The following is a 19933-nucleotide window of genomic DNA, read 5'->3' as shown; positions in this document are numbered from 1 at the left end:
GCCGAGGTCCCGGTCACCGGGACCGAGGAGTGGAAGGGCTCCGCCTCTGCCGTACGGCAGAGGCGGAGCCCTTCGGCGTACCGCTTCCGTCAGACGCGGTCGATATGGACGTTTGTCGACTTCACGCGGGCGGTGGCCTCCATGCCGACCTCCAGTCCGAGCTCCTCGACGGCCTCGCGGGTCAGCAGCGAGACCAGGCGGTGCGGACCCGCCTGGATCTCGACCTGGGCCGCCACGTCGCCGAGTTTGATCGCGGTGACGATGCCGGGGAAGGCGTTGCGGGCCGAGGTGTACGGCGTGCCCTCCTCGGTGGCACCGGCCTTCGCGAGGTCGACGGAGAACGCGGCCAGGTCCCGCCCGTCGACGAGCCGTCGTCCGCCTTCGTCGCGTCGGGTGGTGAGCCGGCCCGCGTCCGCCCAGCGTCGGGCGGTGTCCGGGCTGACGCCGAGCAGCCGCGCTGCCTGGCCGATCGTGTAGGACTGCATGCCGATCACGATAGGCGGCGAGCGAAGCCGGGCGGACGCGGATCCGCCCGGTGGAGCTCAGGCGGTGGTCATCACCGCGGGGCCCCCGGGACGCTGCGGGGCGATGCTCCTGCCGTCGGGCAGGAGTTCACCGGTGTCCTCGAAGAGCACGACACCGTTGCACAGCAGGCTCCAGCCCTGCTCCGGGTGGTGCGCCACGAGACGGGCGGACTCCCGGTCGGCGGATTCGGCTGAGGGGCACGGTGACGGATGCTGGCACATGGATGGGATCTTTCGCTCTGTTGTGACCTGTGGGTTGGCTGTTGTCTCTGTTGCGCGGCGTGAAACCTCGTTCATGGCCGCCCCCCGTTGTCATAGGTCGGTCGGAAACAAGTGTTGCCCTCTGGACGGCGATCCGCAGGGATTTCGCGGCACCGCCCCTCACTGGTCGATGACGCGTCACCCACGCGGACGGTTCACCTCAACTGCACTGTCACTTCGGGTGGTTCCGCATGGCCGGATGAGGCTAGTCCGAGGGGGCGGAGCGCTCGGGGCGCGCGCGTGCCCCGCCGCGGGGATCGGGCGGCGGGGCACGGGAGTGGTCGTGCGGGAGTGAGGGGCGGGACGCGCGTGTGATCGCGCGTCGGTCAGGCGGGTGAGCCGAGCAGGCGGTTGGGCGTCACCCGGTGGGTCAGCACCGGGAGGAGTTCCGCGACCAGGTGCGGGCGGTGGGCCGCGATGCCGGGCGGCGCGGGGGCGAGCGGGACGAGCAGGTCGGTGGCGGCGGGGTGGCCGGTGGCGCCGTCCGCGGTGCGGTCGCCGTGCAGCCAGAGGGTCAGCATGTAGAGGCCGGGCACCGACAACAGCCGGGGCTGGTACGGCTGTGACAGGGACTCGGCCTGGCGCAGGGCCAGTTCGGTGGAGGCGATGTACGGGCCCTCGAAGAAGCGGGAGAAGGTCCAGCCGTCGGGGGTCAGTACGGTGTCGGCCGCGGCCACCGCCCGGTCGCCGCAGCGGATCAGGAAGCGCCAGCCGGCCAGTCGCGTCGCGGACACGCCCTCGGCGGTGATCCGGTCCAGGACATGCACGGGCAGCGGCAGTTCGGGCGAGACCGGTCCCTGGGCACCGAGGAGGGAAGGGGTTCGGGCCTCGCTGACCGCGGTGGGGGAGGAGAGCGCGGTCAGGACGGAACGCAGTGCGGGCGCGGGGGCCGGGGGGACATGCAGGGGCATGGTGGGTCGCCTCTCATTCGAAGGCACGGTGGCACGAGGGCGGGGCGGACGACGCTGTCAGCTCACGAAGGGTAGGAAGGCAGGGGCCGGGGGCCTGAGAGCGAGAGGTGGGGGTGAGGACTGCCGCACGTCACCTCGAGGGCTGGATCACTCGACCGTGGGCGCCAACCTTCTGCCCTGTCCACGGAGTTTATATGACGCGTGTTCGGGCTGTGTTTCCACTAGCTGTTTTCGACCCGTTGAACAACGGTACTTCTGGTCGATGAAACGAGGGAATCATCCCGATTTCGAACCGGATGCACGGCGATGACCTCGATAAACGGCCGTGAAGTGGTAGGCCTATTCTCGTCGGCGTTTTTCACGAGTCCATCGTCGCGTTGTTGCGTGCCATGCCGCGTGAATGTGCCAGTGGTCACATACGACCAGCGTAGCGGTCGACAGACCGGTCCGGGGCGTTATCGATCGCATCCACGGGGCATCCTCCCCTGTGGACCGGGACCCCGGCGGCCGATCATCGGGCCGCCCAACCGAGGAAGGACGCTTCGATGGGGGAGAAGGTGGTGGCAGGCGGGTTCGACCTGTCCGATCGCCAGCGCTACCGCGACAAGCTCCGCAGGTGCCTGGCAGGCTTGGAGCGACTCCTGGCGGAGAAGCGGTTCGACCGCCCCAGGAACCTCGTGGGGCTGGAGATCGAATTGAATCTCACGGGCGCCGACGGCATGCCCAAAATGTTGAACGGACAAGTCCTCGAACGGATCGCGAGCCGGGACTTCCAGACGGAACTCGCCATGTTCAACCTGGAAGTCAACATAGCTCCACATCGTTTGGACGGGCGGGTATTCGACCGGCTCGCCGAGGAACTGCGCACCTCGCTCGCGTACGCCGACCGGAAAGCCGCGGAGGTGGACGCCGGGATCGTGATGATCGGTATTCTGCCGACGCTGGACCGCGACGACCTCGTCTCCTCGAATCTCTCCGAAGTCGACCGCTACACCCTGCTCAACGACCAGATCGTGGCCGCCCGCGGGGAGGACTTCAGCCTCGACATCGACGGGGTGGAACACCTCAGCTGCACCTCCAAATCCATCGCGCCCGAGGCCGCCTGCACCTCGGTGCAGCTGCACCTCCAGGTCACTCCGGCCCGCTTCGCCGACGTGTGGAACGCGGCCCAGGCGGTCGCCGCCGCCCAGATCGCCGTCGGCGCCAACTCGCCCTTCCTGTTCGGCCGCGAGCTGTGGCGCGAGTCCCGGCCGCCGCTGTTCCAGCAGTCCACCGACACCCGGCCGCCCGAGCTGCAGGCACAGGGCGTACGGCCGCGCACCTGGTTCGGGGAGCGCTGGGTCACCTCGGCGTTCGACCTCTTCGAGGAGAATCTGCGCTACTACCCGGCTCTCCTGCCCATCTGCGACGACGAGGACCCGCTCGAGGTGCTGGACAAGGACGGCACCCCCACGCTCGCCGAACTCGTCCTGCACAACGGCACGGTCTACCGCTGGAACCGTCCGGTCTACGGCGTCGCCGACGGCGTCCCCCACCTGAGGGTGGAGAACCGGGTCCTGCCCGCCGGGCCCACCGTCGTCGACGTCGTAGCCAACGCGGCGTTCTACTACGGCCTGGTCCGCGCCCTCGCGGAGGACAGCCGCCCGGTGTGGACCCGGCTGTCCTTCGAGGCCGCCGCCGCCAACTTCGACGCCGCCTGCAGGCACGGCATCGAAGCCCGCCTCACCTGGCCCCGGCGCGGGCGCTACGGCGGTACGGCCGAGGTGGACGCGGTCACCCTCGTACGCGACGAACTGCTGCCGCTGGCCGAGGCGGGACTGGACGCGTGGGGCATCGAGCCCGCGGACCGGGACCTGTACCTGGGCGTGATCGAGGAGCGCTGCCGGCGCCGGCAGAACGGCGCGAGCTGGCAGACCGCGACCTTCCACCGGGCCCTGGACGGCGGCCTGACCCGGGAGGCGGCGCTGGCCGCCACCACCCGGCGCTACCGCGAACTGATGCTGAAGGGAGATCCGGTCCACACCTGGCCCGTCGGTCTCCCGGACCCGGTACCTGCGACCTGACGCCGGGGCGGGCCCACCGCGGACCGCCCGTCGGATCGTCGGACGCTGCCCTCATACTGATCGGACGGATCGGTGATGTGGAGGCAGCTGTGCAGGCGGAGGCGGGCCCGCGGGCCGATGAGTATCCTCAGCGGCGGCTCACGCGGACGATGCTCCGCAACGAGACGCTGCTCGTGCTCGCGGTGTCGCTCGGCGCGAGCGGAGTGTCCGCGCTGATCAGTTTCATCGGTTCGGTCACTCGGCCGGGCGGCCTGAAGGACCAGGCGGCCACCCTCAACGCCTCGGCCGCACCGGGCCGCCCCTGGCTCGACCTGGCCTGGCAGCTCTTCGGGATCACCACCGCGCTCGTTCCCGTCGCGCTCGTCGCCCACTTCCTGCTGCGCGAAGGCGCGGGACTGCGCGTCCTCGGGTTCGACCGCACCCGGCCCTGGTCCGACCTCGGCCGAGGAGCGGCGGTCGCGGCGGTCATCGGCAGCAGCGGCATCGCCTTCTACCTGGCCGTGCGCGAGCTCGGCTTCAACCTCACCGTGGTGCCCGAGGCGCTGCCCGAGGTGTGGTGGAAGTTCCCCGTGCTGATCCTCTCGGCACTGCAGAACTCGATTCTGGAGGAGGTCATCGTCCTCGCGTACCTGCTGCGCCGGCTCGAGCAGTTGGGCTGGACACCGGGCGCCGCGATGGCGGCGAGTTCGGTGCTGCGCGGTTCGTACCACCTCTACCAGGGCATCGGCGGTTTCATCGGCAACATGGTCATGGGGGTGGTGTTCGTGTTCCTCTACCGTCGCTGGGGCAGGGTGGGGCCCCTGGTGGTCGCGCACACGCTGCTCGACATCGGTGCGTTCGTGGGGTACGCGCTGCTCGCGGGCAAGGTGGGCTGGCTGCCCACGGCCTGAACGTCCCGGAGACCGAGGAGGGGCGCACCGGTACAGGCCGGTACGCCCCTTCGCCGTTCCGGCGCCCGGTCAGGCCAGGAGTTCGCCCTCGATGACCGTCACCGCCCGTCCGCCCAGCAAGGTGCGCTCGCCGCGCAGCTCCGTACGGACCCGGCCGGAGCGGGGTGAGGCCTGGAGACCGGTGAGGCCGGGACGTCCGAGACGCTCGGACCAGTAGGGGGCCAGCGCCGTGTGGGCGCTGCCGGTGACGGGGTCCTCGTCGATGCCGACGTTCGGGAAGAAGCAGCGGGAGACGAAGTCGTAGTCCCCGGCCGGGTCCGCTGCGCGGGCGGTGGCGATGATGCCGCGCTCGGAGTGGGCGCCGAGGGCCTTCAGATCGGGCCGCAGGGCGTGGACGGTCCGCTCGTCGGCGACCTCGACCAGCAGGTCTTTGACGTTCGGGCCGGTGTCGAAGGCCGCGAGCGGTTCGGTGCCCAGTGCGTCGGCGACCCCCTCGGGGATGTCGAGCCGGGTGAGCGGCGCCGTGGGGAAGTCGAGGGTCACGGAGCCGTCCTCGGCCGGCGTCGCGACGAGGACACCACTGAGAGTGGCGAACCGGACGGGACCCTCGTGGGTGCTGGTGGTGTGCAGGACGTGCGCGGTGGCCAGGGTCGCGTGGCCGCACATCGCGACCTCGGTGGCGGGGGTGAACCAGCGCAGCGCCCAGTCGGCCGTGCCGCCCGCGGGCAGCGGATGTGCGAAGGCGGTTTCGGCGTGGTTGACCTCCAAGGCCACGTTCTGGAGCCAGGTGTCGTCCGGGAACGCCTCCGCGTCCAGGAGCAGGACCCCGGCGGGATTGCCGGAGAAGGGCCGGTCGGTGAAGGCGTCGACGATTCGAATGCGCATGCCCTGACGGTACGGGCTGAGCAAAGCCGCAGGCCAAGGCCGATGCAGGCGCGTTGAGCCGGTCGCACGGACCCCTCTGCCCGGCAACGGGCAGCCGAGGGGTTGTCCGGCGAAAGTCAGCGATATATCGTTGAGGTATCGCGACAGATCGACGATGGAATGGGGAGTGGTTGCGATGCGTACCCATGGTTGCGAGCGCGGCCAGGGCGGCCCGCGGGGCGGCCGGAGCGACTTCGACCGGCTGCGGGCCGCGTTCGGGCCCTTCGGCCCCTCGGGGCCCGGTGGTCACGGTGGCCCCGGCTTCGGCCCGGGGTTCGGGCACGGCCCCTGGGGCGGTGGCCGAGGGCGTGGCGGGCCGAGGGGAAGGGCGCGGCGCGGTGACGTGCGGGCCTCGATCCTCGCCCTGCTGAAGGATCGCCCGATGCACGGCTACGAGATGATCCAGGAGATCGCCGAGCGCAGTGGCGGGGCGTGGAAGCCCAGCCCCGGCTCGGTGTACCCCAACCTGCAGATGCTGGAGGACGAGGGGCTGATCATCAGCGAGTCCGAGGGCGGCAAGAAGCTGTTCGCGCTCACCGAAACCGGTCGCACGGCGGCTGAGGAGGGCCCCGAGGCGCCGTGGGAGGAGGCCTCACGCGGGGTCGACTGGGAGGCGCTGAGCGAGATCCGGCAGGCCGGGTTCGGTCTGATGGAGGCCTTCGGGCAGGTCTGGAAGACCGGCAGCAAGGAGCAGCGGGAGAAGGCGCTCGCCGTCATCAACGAAGCCCGCAAGAAGCTGTACCTGATCCTCGCCGACGAGGACTGAGGACGGACGCGCGGCCCTGCGGGAACTGCGGGAACTGAGAAAACATGGATGGAACGGCCTGATTCTCCTTCTCAAGGAGGAGAGTCGGGCCCGGTGTGTCCACTTCCCGTGGGACGGGAAGGTGCTCCCCGCCGGGGATGCCCCGGACCTGCGGGGCTGATGGGTGGAGGATGTGCAATCCCGTATCCCCCGGCAGCCGGCCCCCGAGCCCCGGGAACAGGGCGTTCGCCCCACGGACCACGGCGCCGGACTCGGCGCGGGGCTGGCGGCGGTGGTCACCGGTGCCCGCCGCAGGGCGCTCAGGGACGCGGACCGGCAGATCGACACCGCCCATCTGCTGCACTCGCTGCTGGATTCCGACGGCGAGGTGCGCGCGGTCTTCGGCGAGGACCCGCAGACCGCCCGGCTGCTCGGCTGTCCGGTCCGGCGCAGCATCGGCTACGGCCTGCGTCGGCAGAGCGCCGTCGAGGACTCCGGTGCGGTCCCGGCGGTGGCGGAGGCCGCCGGTTTCTCCCGCTCGCCGCGGCCGGCATGGCGTACGCCCGCGAACGCGCGGCACACCACGAGGGGACGCCGTGTGGTGTGGACCTGCTCGCGGCGATCATCGTGGACCCGCGGGCCCGTGCCGTCGAGGTGCTCGAGCGCGCCGGAATCGACTCCCGCGCCCTGCTCGCCCGGCTCGAGAGGACGTGGACCGGCGACCCGGCTCACTGAAAACGAAAGGGAGCCGCCGTCCAGTACGTGAGACAGGAGCCATGGGGGTGACGCTCCTGTCGACGCCTGACATCATGTGCCGGTGTCTACCTCTGTCAGCACCCGGAACACCAGGGGCACCCGTGGGAAAGGCGTGGGACTCGGCCTCGCGCTGTTGTCCGCGGTGGCCTTCGGCGGGTCCGGTGTCGCCGCCAAGCCGCTGATCGAGGCGGGGCTGGACCCGCTGCACGTCGTCTGGCTGCGGGTGACGGGCGCGGCCCTGGTCCTGCTGCCGCTGGCGGTGCGCCACCGGGGGCTGCTGCGCAGCCATCCGGCGCTGCTCGCGGGCTTCGGACTGTTCGCCGTCGCCGGCGTCCAGGCCTGCTACTTCGCGGCCATCTCCCGTATCCCCGTCGGCGTCGCACTGCTCGTCGAGTATCTGGCGCCCGCGCTCGTCCTCGGCTGGGTGCGGTTCGTCCAGCGGCGGCCGGTGAGCCGGGCGGCGGCGGTCGGGGTGGTCCTGGCGGTGGGCGGACTGGCCTGCGTCGTGGAGGTGTGGTCGGGCCTCGGCTTCGACGTCCTCGGACTGGCGCTCGCGCTCGGCGCCGCCTGCTGTCAGGTCGGGTACTTCGTCCTGTCCGACCAGGGCAGCGACCACGGCGACCGGGCACCGGACCCGCTCGGGGTGATCGCCTACGGTCTGCTCGTCGGCGCCGCCGTACTCACTCTCGTCGCCCGTCCGTGGTCCATGGACTGGTCGGTGCTCGGCGGCACCGCGAACATGGACGGCACCCCGGTCGCGGCCTTCGTGCTGCTGGCCTGGATCGTCCTCGTCGCCACGGTCGTCGCGTACGGCACCGGAGTGCTCTCGGTGCGGCGGCTCTCGCCGCAGGTCGCGGGGGTCGTGGCCTGCCTCGAAGCGGTCATCGCCACCGTGCTGGCCTGGGTTCTCCTCGGCGAACACCTGTCGGCGCCGCAGCTCGTGGGCGGTGCGGTGGTGCTGGCGGGCGCGTTCATCGCCCAGTCCTCCGCGCCGGCCAGGAACTCCGAGGAGCCGGTGGCGAGCGGAGGGCCCGAAAGAGAGTTGTCCACACCCGGAACTGCCGCCTAAGGTGCTGATCATGCATGCGCGTGCACTCGTTCTTCCGCCTCCCGCCGCCTGAGGCGGGTCCACAGTTCCCTTCGCCCGGCGCGCCGCCGGGCCTTGTGGTGCTGCCCGCAGACGCAGTCCGCGGACCCCGTCGGCCCGGCTCGACCCGGGCCTGATCCGGGGCTCCTTCCTTCCTTTCGCGCAGTGCGCGCACCGCCGTGCGTGGTGCGTACCCGCGTATCTGTGTGTACCTGCGGAGAGAACACGTGTCGAACGCCGTATCCGGCCTGCCCGTCGGGCGAGGCCTGCTCTATCTGATCGTCGCCGGTGTGGCCTGGGGCACCGCCGGCGCTGCCGCGTCGCTGGTCTACCGGGCCAGTGACATGGGCCCGGTCGCCCTCTCCTTCTGGCGCTGTGCGGCCGGACTCGTCCTGCTGCTCGGGGCCCGGGCACTGCTCCCGCGCACCCGGGCCGTGCCCGAGCCCCTGGGCCGCAGGGTGTGGCGGGCCGTGGCCACCGGGGTCGCGCTCGGCGTGTTCCAGACGGCCTACTTCGCCGCCGTCGCCGCCACCGGACTAGCCGTGGCCACCGTCGTCACCCTCGGCGCGGGACCCGTTCTGATGGCGCTCGGCGCACGGTTGCTCCTGGGGGAGCGGCTGGGCCGGGGCGGGGGCGCCGCCGTCGCCGGGGCGCTCGCCGGACTCGTCGTCCTCGTCCTCGGCGGCGGGGAGGCGGTCGTGGACCTGCGGGGCGTGCTGCTCGCGCTCCTGGCCGCGGCGGGCTACTCGGCGATGACGCTGCTCACCCGCTGGTGGGGGCGGGACGGCGGGCTGGACGCCTCCGGCACGACGGTCGGGGCGTTCGCCGTCACGAGTGTGCTGCTGCTGCCGTTCGCCGCGGTCGAAGGGCTGGTCCCGCACACGGGCGACCCCGGTCTGCTGCTGTGCCTCGTGGCGTATGTCGCAGCGGTCCCGACCGCTCTCGCCTACGGCCTGTACTTCGCGGGCGCGGCCGTCGTACGGTCGGCCACCGTGTCCGTGATCATGCTGCTGGAGCCGGTGAGCGCGGCGGTGCTCGCCGTCGCCCTGCTCGGGGAGCGGCTCACCTCGGCCACGCTGGTCGGCACCCTGCTGATGTTGGGCGCGGTCGCGGGGCTCGCGGTGGGTGAGGCACGGCTCGCGCGGGCCCGCAGGACGGAGGGCGACGCGGTACCGGCGTGACGGCGGGGCCCTGGGGGTTCCATGTGGCGCGGCCGCGGCGCAGGGCCGGGTCACAGGGCCGCCAGATACTCCGGCAGCTTCGTGCCGGGGGCCAGAGCGGGGTCGGCGAGCGGGGTGCCGTAGCCGCGGCTCAGGGGGACCACGCCCGCCCAGTGGGGGAGAGCGAGGTCCTCCGGCTCGTCGTTGACGCCGCCGGTGCGGAGCTTGGCGGAGACCTCGGTCAGGTCGAGACGGATCACCGCGGTGGCGGCCAGTTCCTTCTTGTCGGCCGGGCGGGAGTCGGCGGCGCGGCCGGGGACGACCTGATCGACCAGGGCGTCCAGCGACTGCCGCTTCTCCTCGGGGTCGGTCACGTCGTGCGCGAGGCCGTGCACCACCACGGAGCGGTAGTTGAGCGAGTGGTGGAAGGCGGAGCGGGCCAGCACCAGCCCGTCCACATGGGTGACGGTCAGGCAGACCGGGAGACCGGTCTCGGCCCCGCTCGCAGCGCGCAGCGGGCGTGAACCCGTCGAACCGTGCACGTAGAGACGCTCGCCGACCCGGGCATACAACGTGGGCAGCACCACCGGCGCGCCGTCGCGGACGAAACCGAGGTGGCAGACGTACCCCTCGTCGAGTATCGCGTGCACCAGCTCCCTGTCGTACGCGGCGCGGTGGGGGGAGCGGGTGGGGACGGTGCGCTCGGTGGGCGGGTAGCTGGTGGCGGGCTGCTGCGGCGGCCGGGTCCCCTGCATGGCGTTCTCCATTGCACTAGTGCATAATTGGCTTTGTGCTAGGAGAGTATCGGATCAGTGGGCGGCGCGCAGCGGAGATTTCGGCGAGCATTGAGCGCGCGGTGGGTGAAGGGGATCTCAAGCCGGGCGAACTTCTGCCCCCGATGCGGGAGTTGGCGGAACAGCTCGGTGTGAATCCCAATACCGTCGCGTCCGCGTACCGGACCCTGCGCGAGCGCGGGGTGATCGAGACCGCAGGCCGACGGGGGAGCCGGGTGCGGCCCAAACCGGCCACGACGGCGCGCGACTTCATCCGGGTGGAGGTCCCGCCGGGCGTACGGGACGTGTCCGACGGCAACCCGGACCCCGCGCTGCTGCCCCCGCTGGCCGAGGCGTTCGCGGCCGCGGCCGGGCAGGGGGACCGGGAGCCGGTGCTCTACGGGCACGCGCCCGTGGAGCCCGGGCTGGCGCGGCACGCACGCGCCAGGCTGGACGCCGACGGCGTTCCCGACGGCCCCGTCGCCGTCGCCTCCGGTGCCCTGGACGCCGTGGAGCGGGTGCTCGCGGCCCACCTCAAACAGGGGGACGCGGTCGCCGTGGAGGACCCGGGATGGGGAAGCGTGCTGGACCTCGTCCCGGCGCTCGGGCTGCGGACCGTCCCGGTCGGCGTCGACGACGAGGGGCCGCTCCCCGATGACGTACGGCGTGCGCTGACGGGCGGGGCGCGTGCGCTGATCGTGACGGACCGGGCGCAGAACCCGACCGGGGCCGCACTGAGCGCGACGCGCGCGAGTGCCCTGCGGGCGGTGCTCGCGGACCACCCGGAGACGCTGCTGATCGAGGACGACCACGGGCACCACATCGTCGACCTGCCCCTGCACCCCCTCGCCGGCGCCACCCGTAGCTGGGCCTTCGTGCGTTCGGCGGCCAAGGCCTACGGTCCCGACCTGCGGCTCGCCGTACTCACCGGGGACGCGGTCACCCTCGACCGGGTGCGCGGGCGGCAGCGGCTCGGACCGGGCTGGGTCAGCCGCACCGTCCAGCGTGCGGTGCTCCGGTTGTGGACCGAGGGGTCGGTGGACCCGGGTGCGGTGGCGGCGGAGTACGGGCGGCGCCGGGATGCCCTGATCGGGGCGTTGGCCCGGCAAGGGGTCACGGCGCACGGGCGCAGCGGTATGAACGTGTGGGTGCCGGTGCCGGACGAGACCGGAGCCGTCGCACGGCTGCTGCACGCGGGCTGGGCGGTGGCCCCCGGCGCCCGCTTCCGGATGAGCGCACCGCCGGGCATCCGCATCACCGTGTCGACGCTCACGGGGGAGGAGATCGGCCCCCTGAGCAAGGCGGTCACCGCGGCGATCGGACCGGACGCGCCGGAGTCCAGGACGTACGTATAGGACCTCTCGTACGGACGAGGCCTCAGGTCAGCTCACCTGGCGAGCGCCCAGTTTGCGGAAGTCCCAGGACACGATCTTCTCCGGGGTCAGCCGCATCCAGGCGTGCCGGCCGTCGTGCGGCATCTCGTCCAGGCCGAAGTTCTTGCGCGCGAACAGGGTCTCGGGGACGTCGAGTTCGGCGCGGAGTTCGCCGGTGCGCGGTATCTCACCCACGAACTCCATCCGCCCGGACAGCTCCGCACCGCGCAGTTCGTCGTACTCCTCGCCGGTGTCCACCACGATCGCCACCCGCGGGTCCCGGCGCAGGTCGGCCCAGCGCTTGGAGCGCACCACGGAGTACAGCCACAGCGAGGTGCCGTCCCAGGCGAACCAGAGCGTGCTCACATGCGGCGCGCCGTCGGCCGACACCGTGGCGACCCGACAGGTGCGCTGAACGGTGAGGAAGTCGTCCAGTTCGCCCGGCGTCATCATGATCTTCCGGCCCCGGCGTTGCGTGGCGGTCATGCGGTCCCTCTTTTCTCACGGGAACCAGGCTCACGCGAGCCTGATCGAGTCCCCGCTGACGGTGATCTCCACGGACGGCAGCGGCGCGGTCGCCGGACCGCCCTGCACACTGCCGTCGGTGATCGAGAAATTGCTGTTGTGGCAAGGGCAGTTGATGACTCCGTCGGCGACGCTCTTCACCGCACACCCCTGGTGGGTGCAGGTCGCCGAGAACGCCTTGAACTCGCCCGCCGTCGGCTGGGTCACCACCACCTTGCTGTCGGCGAAGACCTTCCCGCCGCCCTCGGGGATGTCGGCGACCGCGGCGAGCTCGGCCCCGGCCGCGTTGTCGCCGCCGCCCGAGCCTCCGCTGCTCGCGTCGTTGTCGTCCTGCGGGCCGCTGGACGCGCCGGAGTCCGCGGACGAGCCGGAGGCGTCGTCGGAGCCTCCGCAGGCGGTCAGCGCGGCGGCGAGGCCCGCCGCTCCGGCCGCCGCCACGACGGTACGACGGCCCGGTCCCGATGCGAGCTGATGCGATGCGCTGGTCATGCGGGTGTGTCCCTTCCGGGGAGGTTGCGTGATCTGGCAGGAGGTACGGTCAGCGGGCCCACGCCGTTCAGGCCGTGCAGAGAGCTTGACCCGCGCCCGGTCGGAGGGGCGTAAGGCACAGCTGCCGTTTCGCTGTCGGCGTGACGGGACGTACTGCCAAACCGCCGTACTGCCGCACGGAGACGAGTGCCGCCCGCACCGGCTGTCACGCTCGGTTACTATGCTCACTCCATGCCGGAGACCACAAGCGAGGGGCGCGCCACCATTGACGGGATGCTCGGACGGCGGCGGGACCGGCACGCCGGTCAAAACGCCCCGGCTCCACCTGGGCAGGTGGGGAAAACGCTGACCGGGGTCACCGCCACCCGCTACATCACGCCGCTGCGCGAGGGCGGCTCGCTGCCTGGACTGGTCGAGGGCGACGACCTCCGCACCTACGTCCTCAAATTCACCGGTGCGGGCCAGGGGCGGAAGACCCTGGTCGCAGAGGTCGTCTGCGGGGGACTCGCCCGTCGGCTGGGGTTCCGGGTGCCGCGCCTGGTGACGGTCGAACTCGACCCGGTACTGGGGCTGGGTGAGCCCGACGAACAGGTTCAGGAACTCCTCAAGTCCAGCGGGGGCACCAATCTGGGCATGGACTTCCTCTCCGGCGCGCTCGGTTTCGACCCGCTCGCCTTCGAGGTGAGCCCCGAGGAGGCCGGGCGGGTCGTCTGGTTCGACGCGCTGGTGAACAACGTCGACCGGTCCTGGCGCAACCCCAACCTGCTGCGCCGGCACGGCGAACTCTGGCTGATCGACCACGGCGCCACCATGATCTGGCACCACAACTGGCCCGGCGTCGAAGCGTCCGCCGCCCGCCCCTACGACGCCTCCGACCACGCCCTGAAGACGTTCGCGCCGGATGTGGCCGCCGCGGCGGCGGACCTCGGGCCCCTCGTCACCGAGGACCTGCTCGGCGAGGTCACCGCACAGATTCCCGACGTATGGCTGGTGGACGAGCCGGGGTTCGACACCCCGGACGAACTCCGGCGGGCCTACGCGCGGCCCCTGCTCGCCCGTGCGGCCACCGTCCACCAGCGCGTCCACGGCCTCGGGGAGGACGAGTGAGCGACCGGCACGTCTTCGAGTACGCGCTGCTGCGGGTCGTACCGCGCGTCGAGCGCGGCGAGTGCGTCAACGCGGGGGTACTCGTGTACTGCCGCCACGAGGCGTTCGTCGGGGCCCGCACCCATCTCGACGAGCCCCGGCTGCTGGCCCTCGACCCGCACGTGGACCTGGCCGGCGTACGGGCCGCGCTGCGTGCCGTCGAGGGGGTGTGCGCCGGTGGGGAGGCGGCGGGCCAGGCCGCCGGGGACGACGCCGGGCGGCGCTTCCGCTGGCTGGTCGCGCCCCGCTCCACCGTCGTCCAGCCCGGGCCCGTGCACACCGGGCTCACCGCCGATCCGGCGGCCGAGGTGGAGCGGCTGCTCGACCTGCTCGTACGCTGAACCGGCAACACCCTTGTGGTGGGCGCCGGTCCGGGGGTCAGTGCCGACGGCGCCGCACCACGTAGCCGACCGCGGCAGCGGCACCCGCCGCGAACGTCAGACCGATTCCGATGTCCCAGTTGCTCGGCCCGGTCTCCGACGAGCCGCCCAGCCCGCCCTCCACACCCCGCGTGGGCGCGACCGGGCCGGGTGCGGTGGGAGCCGGAGGTGTCACCACGGGGGCCGTGGGTGTCACGGGGGTGGTGGGGGCCGCGACGGGAGTTGCGGTGGTGGGCACGGGCCGGGGAGAGCTGGTGGAGGAAGTGACGGGGCCGCCCCGGTGGGGAAGCGCCTCGCAGGCGATGTCGTCGTCCGGGCCCTGCTCCTCGTCGAGGCCGTTGGGATCGCTCCGGTCCAGGTTGAACAGGGCCTGCGCCTCCTCCTGATAGGTGAAGTCCCGGCAGTTCAGATCCTGTGCGTGAGCGGTGTGGGCCGACGGCACGGTCGCGGCGAGCGCGATCAGTATGCCGAGAGCACCGGTGCGACGGCACATGGAGCGCCTCCTTTCCGGCCGCGAGTGGGTGCTCCGGCCGTGAGTGGCTCGCGCTTCGACGCTAGGGCCTGTCCGGCGGATCAACCCGCAGACGCGGGACGCCGGCCCGCTCGTCCGCGGCGTTGTCGTCACTCACCGACGCCCCGCGCCGACGCCCTCCTGGGCCGTGCGACTGGACGCATCAGCCCCCGCTCACCTGCGCTGATGGGCGCCGCCGGTTTCCTGCGGCCTGATCCGTCGGACCGGCCCCGGGGCGCCCCCGCGCCAGGACGCGCAGCCATAGGCCGATCGGGTGGCGCGGGCGTGGCCGCGGGGCCGGTCCGGGCGGGCCCCCCGGGGCGGGACGGCGCCGACCGGGGCGCGGTCCGCTCGGGGGGGTGGCGGCCGGGGAATGGATCACACAGCAGGGTGTGCCGTTGACACCGGGTGCCAGGGCTTCTAGCGTCACGACTGCTGAAGGTACTAAGCGGTCGCTCACTGACGGGGCGGACCGCAGGAGCCGCATCCCAAGGGCGAGGAGAAGCAGCAATGTCCACCACTGAGCAGCAGCGGGTCGCGGTCGTCACCGGTGCCGCGCGCGGTATCGGCGCCGCCACCGCCGTACGGCTGGCCGCCGAGGGCCACGCGGTCGCCGTGATCGACCTCGACGAGGGCGCGTGCAAGGACACCGTCGAGAAGATCACCGCCGCCGGTGGCAAGGCTCTCGCGGTCGGCTGCGACGTCTCGGACGAGACGCAGGTCGAGGCCGCCGTCGCGCGCGTCGCCGGGGAACTCGGCGCGCCGACCATCCTGGTCAACAACGCGGGTGTGCTGCGCGACAACCTGCTGTTCAAGATGAGCGTGGCCGACTGGGACACCGTCATGAACGTGCACCTGCGGGGCGCTTTCCTGATGTCGAAGGCCTGTCAGAAGCACATGGTGGACGCCGGCTTCGGCCGCATCGTCAACCTGTCCTCCTCCTCCGCGCTCGGCAACCGAGGCCAGGTCAACTACTCCGCCGCCAAGGCGGGCCTGCAGGGATTCACCAAGACCCTCGCCAAGGAGCTCGGCAAGTTCGGCGTCACGGCCAACGCCGTCGCCCCCGGCTTCATCGCCACCGAGATGACCAAGGCCACCGCCGAACGCGTCGGCATGGGCTTCGACGACTTCAAGGCCGCCGCCGCCACCCAGATCCCGGTCGCCCGAGTCGGCGAGCCGGAGGACATCGCCAACGCCATCGCCTTCTTCACCGGCGAGGCCGCCGGATTCGTCTCGGGCCAGGTGCTGTACGTGGCCGGCGGACCGCTCGACTAGGGAATACGGGACATGACTTCAGTGGAACTCTCGGGCAAGGTCGCCCTGGTCACCGGCGCCAGCCGCGGCATCGGTCACGGCGTCGCCGAGGCGCTGGTCGCACGTGGCGACCGCGTCTGCATCACCGGCCGCAACGAGGACACCCTCAAGGAGGCCGTCGAGCAGCTGGGCGCCGACCGGGTCATCGGCGTGGCCGGCAAGGCGCACGACGAGGCGCACCAGGCCATCGCCGTCGAGCGGACGATGGAGGCCTTCGGCCGGATCGACTACCTCGTCAACAACGCCGGCACCAACCCGGTGTTCGGGCCGATCGCCGACCTCGACCTGAACGTGGCGCGCAAGGTCTTCGAGACCAACGTGATCTCGGCGCTCGGCTTCGCCCAGCGCACCTGGCACGCCTGGCAGAAGGACCACGGCGGAGCGATCGTCAACATCGCCTCCGTCGCGGGCATCGCACCCTCGCCCTTCATCGCCGCCTACGGCGTCAGCAAGGCGGCACTGATCAACCTGACCGCGCAGCTGGCCCACGAGTTCGCGCCCGGGGTACGGGTCAACGCGATCGCCCCGGCCGTGGTGAAGACCAAGTTCGCCCAGGCACTGTACGAGGGCAGGGAGGAGGAGGCCGCCGCGTCCTACCCGCTGGGCCGGCTCGGCGTGCCCTCCGACATCGGCGGCGCCGCCGCGTTCCTCACCTCGGACCAGGCGGACTGGGTCACCGGCCAGACGCTGGTGGTCGACGGCGGCATCTTCCTGAACGCCGGCGTGGGCTGAGACCGCGTCGGCCGCGTCGCCGGCGTGATCCCGCCGGACAGCCCGGGGCTGAATCGACGAGGCTGAGCCATAAGGGTTCCGGTACGGGCGTTCGTTGACGAAACGGCGCCCGTACCGGCGTTTTCGAAGACATGTGGACCGATGACAACGTAGTCAACACAGAGTGACGACATCATCTGCAACGAGTTGATCTCAACAAGCGTACGAGGGAGGGCCACGGAGCGAAAGGGCGCGGTATCGTCTGCCGACTCTTGGGACGGCAGATCGAGGAGTGTGCGCGTGTTCAAGCGGAATCGATGCCTGCGAGGGGTGGCGGTCATCGCGTCCATCGCGTCGATATCGTCCTTGGCCGGATGCGGTGTACTGGCGTCCGACACCCCGGACGACCAAGGGCCGATCGTCTTGGGGACCACCAGCTCGCCCAGAACGCTGGACCCGGCAGCCTCCTGGGACAACTCCTGGGAACTGTTCCGCAACGTCTACCAGACGCTGCTGAGCTACCCGGTCGGCGCGAGCACGCCCCAGCCGGACGCAGCCGAGAGCTGCGAATTCTCCGACGATTCCCACCAGGTGTTCCGCTGCGAGCTGCGTGAGGGCCTGAAGTTCTCCGACGACAGCGCCCTCGACGCCAAGGCGGTCAAGCACTCCATCGACCGGATCCGCAAGATCAACGTCAACGGCGGCCCGGCCGGGCTGCTGGGCAGCCTCGAACGGGTGCAGGCGCCGAGCGACCGCGAAGTGGTCTTCCACCTCAACAAGCCCGACGCGACGTTCCCGTTCGTGCTCGCCACGCCGGCCATGTCGATCGTCGCCCCGGAGGCCTACCCGGACGACGCCCTGCGCGAGCAGTCCGGCATCGTCGGCTCGGGACCGTACACCCTCCAGTCGTACGACGAGGGGAAGGAGGCCCGGCTCGTCCGCAACGACCGCTACAAGGGCTCCGCCGACCTCAAGAACAGCGCGGTGACGGTCCGTTACTTCCAGGACTCCGCCACCATGGTCAAGTCGCTGCGCGAGGGGCAGATCGACCTGACCTACCGCGGTCTCGCCGCGGACGACGTCGTCGAACTCCAGGGTCAGGCCTCCAAGAAGGAGGAGCTCCAGCTGGTGGAAGGTGCCGGGAACAGCATCAACTACCTGGTGTTCAACCCGAAGGACCCGTGGGCCGGCAAGAAGCCGGTGCGCCGGGCGATCGCCCAGATCATCGACCGCGGGGCGATCGCGCACATGATCTACAAGGACACCGTCGACCCGCTGTACTCGATGGTCCCCAAGGGGCTCACCGGCCACACCACCGGCTTCTTCGACGACTACGGCGATCCCAGTGTCGACAAGGCCCGGAAGATCCTCACCGAGGCGGGCATCAACGAGCCGGTGCCGCTGACCTTCTGGTACACCACGGACCGCTACGGCTCCGAGACCAAGCTGGAGTTCAAGGAGCTGGAGCGCCAGCTGGAGGCCTCCGGGCTGTTCGAGATCACCCTCAAGAGCCGTCCCTGGAAGACGTACGTCACGGGCTACCAGAAGGGCGAGTATCCGGTCTTCGGGCGCGGCTGGTCCCCCGACTTCCCGGACGCCGACAACTTCATCGCCCCGTTCGTCGGCAAGCAGAACGCGCTCGGCACCCCCTACGAGACGAATGAGATCAGCAATGTGCTGCTGCCGCGGTCCCGCCGGGAGAGCGACCGGGGCAACGTCGTGAAGGACTTCGAGGCGGCCCAGCAGATCCTCCTGGACGACGCCCGGCTGCTGCCCCTGTGGCAGGGCCGGCAGTACGTGGCGGCGAGCCGCGACATCTCGGGCGCCGAACGGGCACTGGATCCGTCGACGATCATGATGGTGTGGCAGCTCTCCCGCAAGACCAGCTGGTAGGAACCGTCGGCGGCGGCCCTCGCGGGGCTGGTCCGGGGCCGGTCGGGAAGGCGGTTGTCAGTGGTCACCTGTAGGTTTCGAGGCCTGGAAGTGACCACGATCGTGAGGACGTTGACGTGACCGACATCGCCATGCTGCCCGAGTCCTGGCGCGGGGTTCTGGGTGACGAACTGCAGCAGCCCTACTTCGAGCAGCTGACCGAGTTCGTCGAGGAGGAGCGGGCGAAGGGCCCCGTCCACCCGCCCCGCGAGGAGGTCTTCGCGGCACTGGACGCGACGCCGTACGACAAGGTGAAGGTCCTGATCCTCGGTCAGGACCCCTACCACGGCGAAGGCCAGGGACACGGTCTGTGCTTCTCGGTGCGGCCCGGGGTGCGGATCCCGCCGTCGCTGCGGAACATCTACAAGGAGATGCACGCCGAGCTGGGCACGCCCGTCCCGGACAACGGCTATCTGATGCCGTGGGCCGAGCAGGGCGTGCTGCTGCTCAACGCGGTGCTCACGGTGCGCGGCGGCGAAGCCAACTCGCACAAGGGGCGGGGCTGGGAGCGGTTCACCGACGCGGTCATCCGCGCGGTGGCCGACCGGCCCGATCCGGCGGTCTTCGTGCTGTGGGGCAACTACGCGCAGAAGAAGCTGCCGCTGATCGACGAGAGCCGGCACGTGGTGGTCAAGGGGGCGCACCCGTCGCCGCTGTCGGCGAAGAAGTTCTTCGGATCCCGTCCGTTCACGCAGATCAACGAGGCGGTGGCCGCGCAGGGCCACGAGCCGATCGACTGGACCATCCCGAACCTGGGCTGACGTCCTTCGGGGCGCGAGGTGTCACGGGGCGTCGCGGAGCGGCTTGACCTGGATCGTCCCTGCCTGCCGTAGCGTCGGCAGGGACAGCCGGCGAGCGGTGCGGAGGGCATGGTGGCAAAGCAGCAGGGGCAGGCGGTGCCGGACGCGGTGCTGACGCGGATCGGGCAGGGTGTGATGCTGCACCACGCGGGGGACCGGGTGGAGGCCCGGCACCGTTTCCTCGTTCTGTGGGCGGAACTCGGCGAGCACGGCGACCCCCTGCACCGCTGCACACTGGCCCACTACCTGGCCGACACCCAGGACGACCCCGGGGACGAACTGGCCTGGGACCTGAGGGCGCTGGCGGCGGCGGAAGAGGTCACCGACGCCCGCCCCGTTGGGTACGAGGGCGCCCCCGCCCTGCGGGCCCTCTACCCGTCCCTGCATCTGAACCTCGCTGCCGACTACGCCCGTCTCGCCCGCCCCGACGCCGCCCGCACCCACCTCAGCCGGGCCCGCGGAGCAGCCCGTACCCTCGCCGCCGACCCCTACGGCGACAAGGTCCGGGCCGCCATCCGGAACATGGAAGTCCTCCTGGGCGAGGAGGGGGAGACCGGGGGGTGGGGGCCGCCGAGGGGGCGTCCCTAGTGCAGGGTTCCTCTTTCGGGGCGTAGGTTGGTGGGGATGCTGGTTTGAGTTGGTGGAGGCGAGCCGCATG

The 19933-nt window shown here is 71.4% G+C and carries 21 protein-coding genes and 1 pseudogene; 14 read left to right on the top strand and 8 right to left on the bottom strand.

The window, feature by feature from the left end; genetic code table 11:
• Positions 1-89: 89 nt before the first annotated feature.
• From JL475_RS31520 to JL475_RS31510, 3 genes are all read right to left on the bottom strand, one after another.
• The gene (locus tag JL475_RS31520; protein ID WP_202281423.1) at positions 90-485 is read right to left on the bottom strand and encodes a molybdopterin-binding protein; all 396 of its coding nucleotides are present in this window, start codon (positions 483-485) and stop codon (positions 90-92) included.
• Positions 486-542: 57 nt separating this feature from the next.
• Positions 543-746: a DUF5999 family protein gene (locus tag JL475_RS31515; RefSeq protein ID WP_202281422.1), complete on the bottom strand. Its 204-nt coding sequence runs from the start codon at positions 744-746 to the stop codon at positions 543-545.
• Positions 747-1111: 365 nt separating this feature from the next.
• Positions 1112-1696, bottom strand: coding sequence for a hypothetical protein (locus JL475_RS31510; RefSeq protein WP_202281421.1), 585 nt, complete (start codon positions 1694-1696; stop codon positions 1112-1114).
• Between the two features lie 545 nt (positions 1697-2241).
• Between JL475_RS31510 and JL475_RS31505 the strand changes: the two genes are divergently transcribed.
• Together JL475_RS31505 and JL475_RS31500 are read left to right on the top strand one after the other, a co-directional pair.
• Entirely contained in the window at positions 2242-3759 is a 1518-nt protein-coding gene (locus JL475_RS31505; RefSeq protein ID WP_202281420.1) for a glutamate-cysteine ligase family protein, read from the top strand.
• Positions 3760-3848: 89 nt separating this feature from the next.
• Positions 3849-4649, top strand: coding sequence for a CPBP family intramembrane glutamic endopeptidase (locus tag JL475_RS31500; protein WP_202281442.1), 801 nt, complete (start codon positions 3849-3851; stop codon positions 4647-4649).
• Between the two features lie 69 nt (positions 4650-4718).
• On the opposite strand, the gene JL475_RS31495 is transcribed toward JL475_RS31500, so the two are convergent.
• Positions 4719-5534 carry a PhzF family phenazine biosynthesis protein gene (locus tag JL475_RS31495; RefSeq protein ID WP_202281419.1) on the bottom strand — a complete coding sequence of 272 codons (816 nt, stop codon included), beginning with the start codon at positions 5532-5534 and terminating at the stop codon, positions 4719-4721.
• Between the two features lie 175 nt (positions 5535-5709).
• Between JL475_RS31495 and JL475_RS31490 the strand changes: the two genes are divergently transcribed.
• The 4 genes and pseudogenes from JL475_RS31490 to JL475_RS31475 all read left to right on the top strand — a co-directional run bounded on the left by JL475_RS31490 (position 5710) and on the right by JL475_RS31475 (position 9342).
• On the top strand, positions 5710-6339 hold the full coding sequence (locus JL475_RS31490) for a PadR family transcriptional regulator (protein WP_202281418.1): 630 nt from the start codon (positions 5710-5712) through the stop codon (positions 6337-6339).
• Between the two features lie 172 nt (positions 6340-6511).
• Positions 6512-7053 (top strand): annotated as a pseudogene (locus JL475_RS31485) (Clp protease N-terminal domain-containing protein).
• A 76-nt stretch (positions 7054-7129) separates the two neighbouring features.
• Positions 7130-8143, top strand: coding sequence for a DMT family transporter (locus tag JL475_RS31480; protein ID WP_202281417.1), 1014 nt, complete (start codon positions 7130-7132; stop codon positions 8141-8143).
• A 245-nt stretch (positions 8144-8388) separates the two neighbouring features.
• Complete coding sequence (locus JL475_RS31475; RefSeq protein WP_202281416.1) at positions 8389-9342, top strand: DMT family transporter; 954 nt, start codon at positions 8389-8391, stop codon at positions 9340-9342.
• Positions 9343-9392: 50 nt separating this feature from the next.
• On the opposite strand, the gene JL475_RS31470 is transcribed toward JL475_RS31475, so the two are convergent.
• Positions 9393-10076, bottom strand: coding sequence for a pyridoxamine 5'-phosphate oxidase family protein (locus tag JL475_RS31470; protein ID WP_202281440.1), 684 nt, complete (start codon positions 10074-10076; stop codon positions 9393-9395).
• A gap of 35 nt (positions 10077-10111) precedes the next feature.
• On the opposite strand from JL475_RS31470, the gene JL475_RS31465 reads away from it, so the two are divergent.
• Positions 10112-11449 carry an aminotransferase class I/II-fold pyridoxal phosphate-dependent enzyme gene (locus tag JL475_RS31465; RefSeq protein WP_202281415.1) on the top strand — a complete coding sequence of 446 codons (1338 nt, stop codon included), beginning with the start codon at positions 10112-10114 and terminating at the stop codon, positions 11447-11449.
• Between the two features lie 27 nt (positions 11450-11476).
• On the opposite strand, the gene JL475_RS31460 is transcribed toward JL475_RS31465, so the two are convergent.
• Both JL475_RS31460 and JL475_RS31455 read right to left on the bottom strand, forming a co-directional pair.
• Complete coding sequence (locus JL475_RS31460) at positions 11477-11953, bottom strand: pyridoxamine 5'-phosphate oxidase family protein (RefSeq protein WP_202281414.1); 477 nt, start codon at positions 11951-11953, stop codon at positions 11477-11479.
• A gap of 30 nt (positions 11954-11983) precedes the next feature.
• Positions 11984-12481, bottom strand: a complete 498-nt coding sequence (locus JL475_RS31455) for a Rieske (2Fe-2S) protein (RefSeq protein WP_202281413.1) — start codon at positions 12479-12481, stop codon at positions 11984-11986.
• Positions 12482-12712: 231 nt separating this feature from the next.
• Here JL475_RS31455 and JL475_RS31450 point away from each other — a divergent pair, with 231 nt between their 5' ends.
• On the top strand, positions 12713-13588 hold the full coding sequence (locus JL475_RS31450; protein WP_237408828.1) for a HipA family kinase: 876 nt from the start codon (positions 12713-12715) through the stop codon (positions 13586-13588).
• A complete protein-coding gene (locus JL475_RS31445; RefSeq protein ID WP_202281412.1) occupies positions 13585-13968 on the top strand; it encodes a DUF3037 domain-containing protein in 384 nt (127 codons plus the stop codon). Before JL475_RS31450 ends, JL475_RS31445 begins: the two co-directional genes overlap by 4 nt.
• Before the next feature lie 37 nt (positions 13969-14005).
• Here JL475_RS31445 and JL475_RS31440 read toward each other — a convergent pair whose 3' ends face one another.
• On the bottom strand, positions 14006-14500 hold the full coding sequence (locus tag JL475_RS31440) for an excalibur calcium-binding protein (protein WP_202281411.1): 495 nt from the start codon (positions 14498-14500) through the stop codon (positions 14006-14008).
• 528 nt (positions 14501-15028) lie between these two features.
• On the opposite strand from JL475_RS31440, the gene fabG reads away from it, so the two are divergent.
• From fabG to JL475_RS31415, 5 genes are all read left to right on the top strand, one after another.
• Positions 15029-15793: a 3-oxoacyl-ACP reductase FabG gene (gene fabG, locus JL475_RS31435; RefSeq protein WP_202281410.1), complete on the top strand. Its 765-nt coding sequence runs from the start codon at positions 15029-15031 to the stop codon at positions 15791-15793.
• A gap of 12 nt (positions 15794-15805) precedes the next feature.
• On the top strand, positions 15806-16564 hold the full coding sequence (locus JL475_RS31430; protein ID WP_202281409.1) for an SDR family oxidoreductase: 759 nt from the start codon (positions 15806-15808) through the stop codon (positions 16562-16564).
• 279 nt (positions 16565-16843) lie between these two features.
• Positions 16844-18436, top strand: a complete 1593-nt coding sequence (locus JL475_RS31425; protein WP_202281408.1) for an ABC transporter substrate-binding protein — start codon at positions 16844-16846, stop codon at positions 18434-18436.
• A gap of 116 nt (positions 18437-18552) precedes the next feature.
• Positions 18553-19236, top strand: a complete 684-nt coding sequence (locus JL475_RS31420) for a uracil-DNA glycosylase (RefSeq protein ID WP_202281407.1) — start codon at positions 18553-18555, stop codon at positions 19234-19236.
• 108 nt (positions 19237-19344) lie between these two features.
• Entirely contained in the window at positions 19345-19863 is a 519-nt protein-coding gene (locus JL475_RS31415) for a hypothetical protein (protein ID WP_237408827.1), read from the top strand.
• Positions 19864-19933: the final 70 nt, after the last annotated feature.

Source organism: Streptomyces sp. M2CJ-2, from assembly GCF_016757295.1.
Taxonomy (GTDB): Bacteria; Actinomycetota; Actinomycetes; order Streptomycetales; family Streptomycetaceae; genus Streptomyces.
The sequence above is the reverse complement of the archived record's forward strand: the minus strand, read 5'-3'. Positions and strand labels throughout refer to the sequence as shown.

Coding starts and splice junctions, on each gene's coding strand:
- JL475_RS31520 (WP_202281423.1), bottom strand. CDS start 485: ATGCAGTCCTACACGATCGGCCAGGCAGCGCGGCTGCTCGGCGTCAGC.
- JL475_RS31515 (WP_202281422.1), bottom strand. CDS start 746: ATGTGCCAGCATCCGTCACCGTGCCCCTCAGCCGAATCCGCCGACCGG.
- JL475_RS31510 (WP_202281421.1), bottom strand. CDS start 1,696: ATGCCCCTGCATGTCCCCCCGGCCCCCGCGCCCGCACTGCGTTCCGTC.
- JL475_RS31505 (WP_202281420.1), top strand. CDS start 2,242: ATGGGGGAGAAGGTGGTGGCAGGCGGGTTCGACCTGTCCGATCGCCAG.
- JL475_RS31495 (WP_202281419.1), bottom strand. CDS start 5,534: ATGCGCATTCGAATCGTCGACGCCTTCACCGACCGGCCCTTCTCCGGC.
- JL475_RS31490 (WP_202281418.1), top strand. CDS start 5,710: ATGCGTACCCATGGTTGCGAGCGCGGCCAGGGCGGCCCGCGGGGCGGC.
- JL475_RS31470 (WP_202281440.1), bottom strand. CDS start 10,076: ATGCAGGGGACCCGGCCGCCGCAGCAGCCCGCCACCAGCTACCCGCCC.
- JL475_RS31460 (WP_202281414.1), bottom strand. CDS start 11,953: ATGACCGCCACGCAACGCCGGGGCCGGAAGATCATGATGACGCCGGGC.
- JL475_RS31455 (WP_202281413.1), bottom strand. CDS start 12,481: ATGACCAGCGCATCGCATCAGCTCGCATCGGGACCGGGCCGTCGTACC.
- JL475_RS31450 (WP_237408828.1), top strand. CDS start 12,713: ATGCCGGAGACCACAAGCGAGGGGCGCGCCACCATTGACGGGATGCTC.
- JL475_RS31440 (WP_202281411.1), bottom strand. CDS start 14,500: ATGTGCCGTCGCACCGGTGCTCTCGGCATACTGATCGCGCTCGCCGCG.
- fabG (WP_202281410.1), top strand. CDS start 15,029: ATGTCCACCACTGAGCAGCAGCGGGTCGCGGTCGTCACCGGTGCCGCG.
- JL475_RS31430 (WP_202281409.1), top strand. CDS start 15,806: ATGACTTCAGTGGAACTCTCGGGCAAGGTCGCCCTGGTCACCGGCGCC.
- JL475_RS31415 (WP_237408827.1), top strand. CDS start 19,345: ATGGTGGCAAAGCAGCAGGGGCAGGCGGTGCCGGACGCGGTGCTGACG.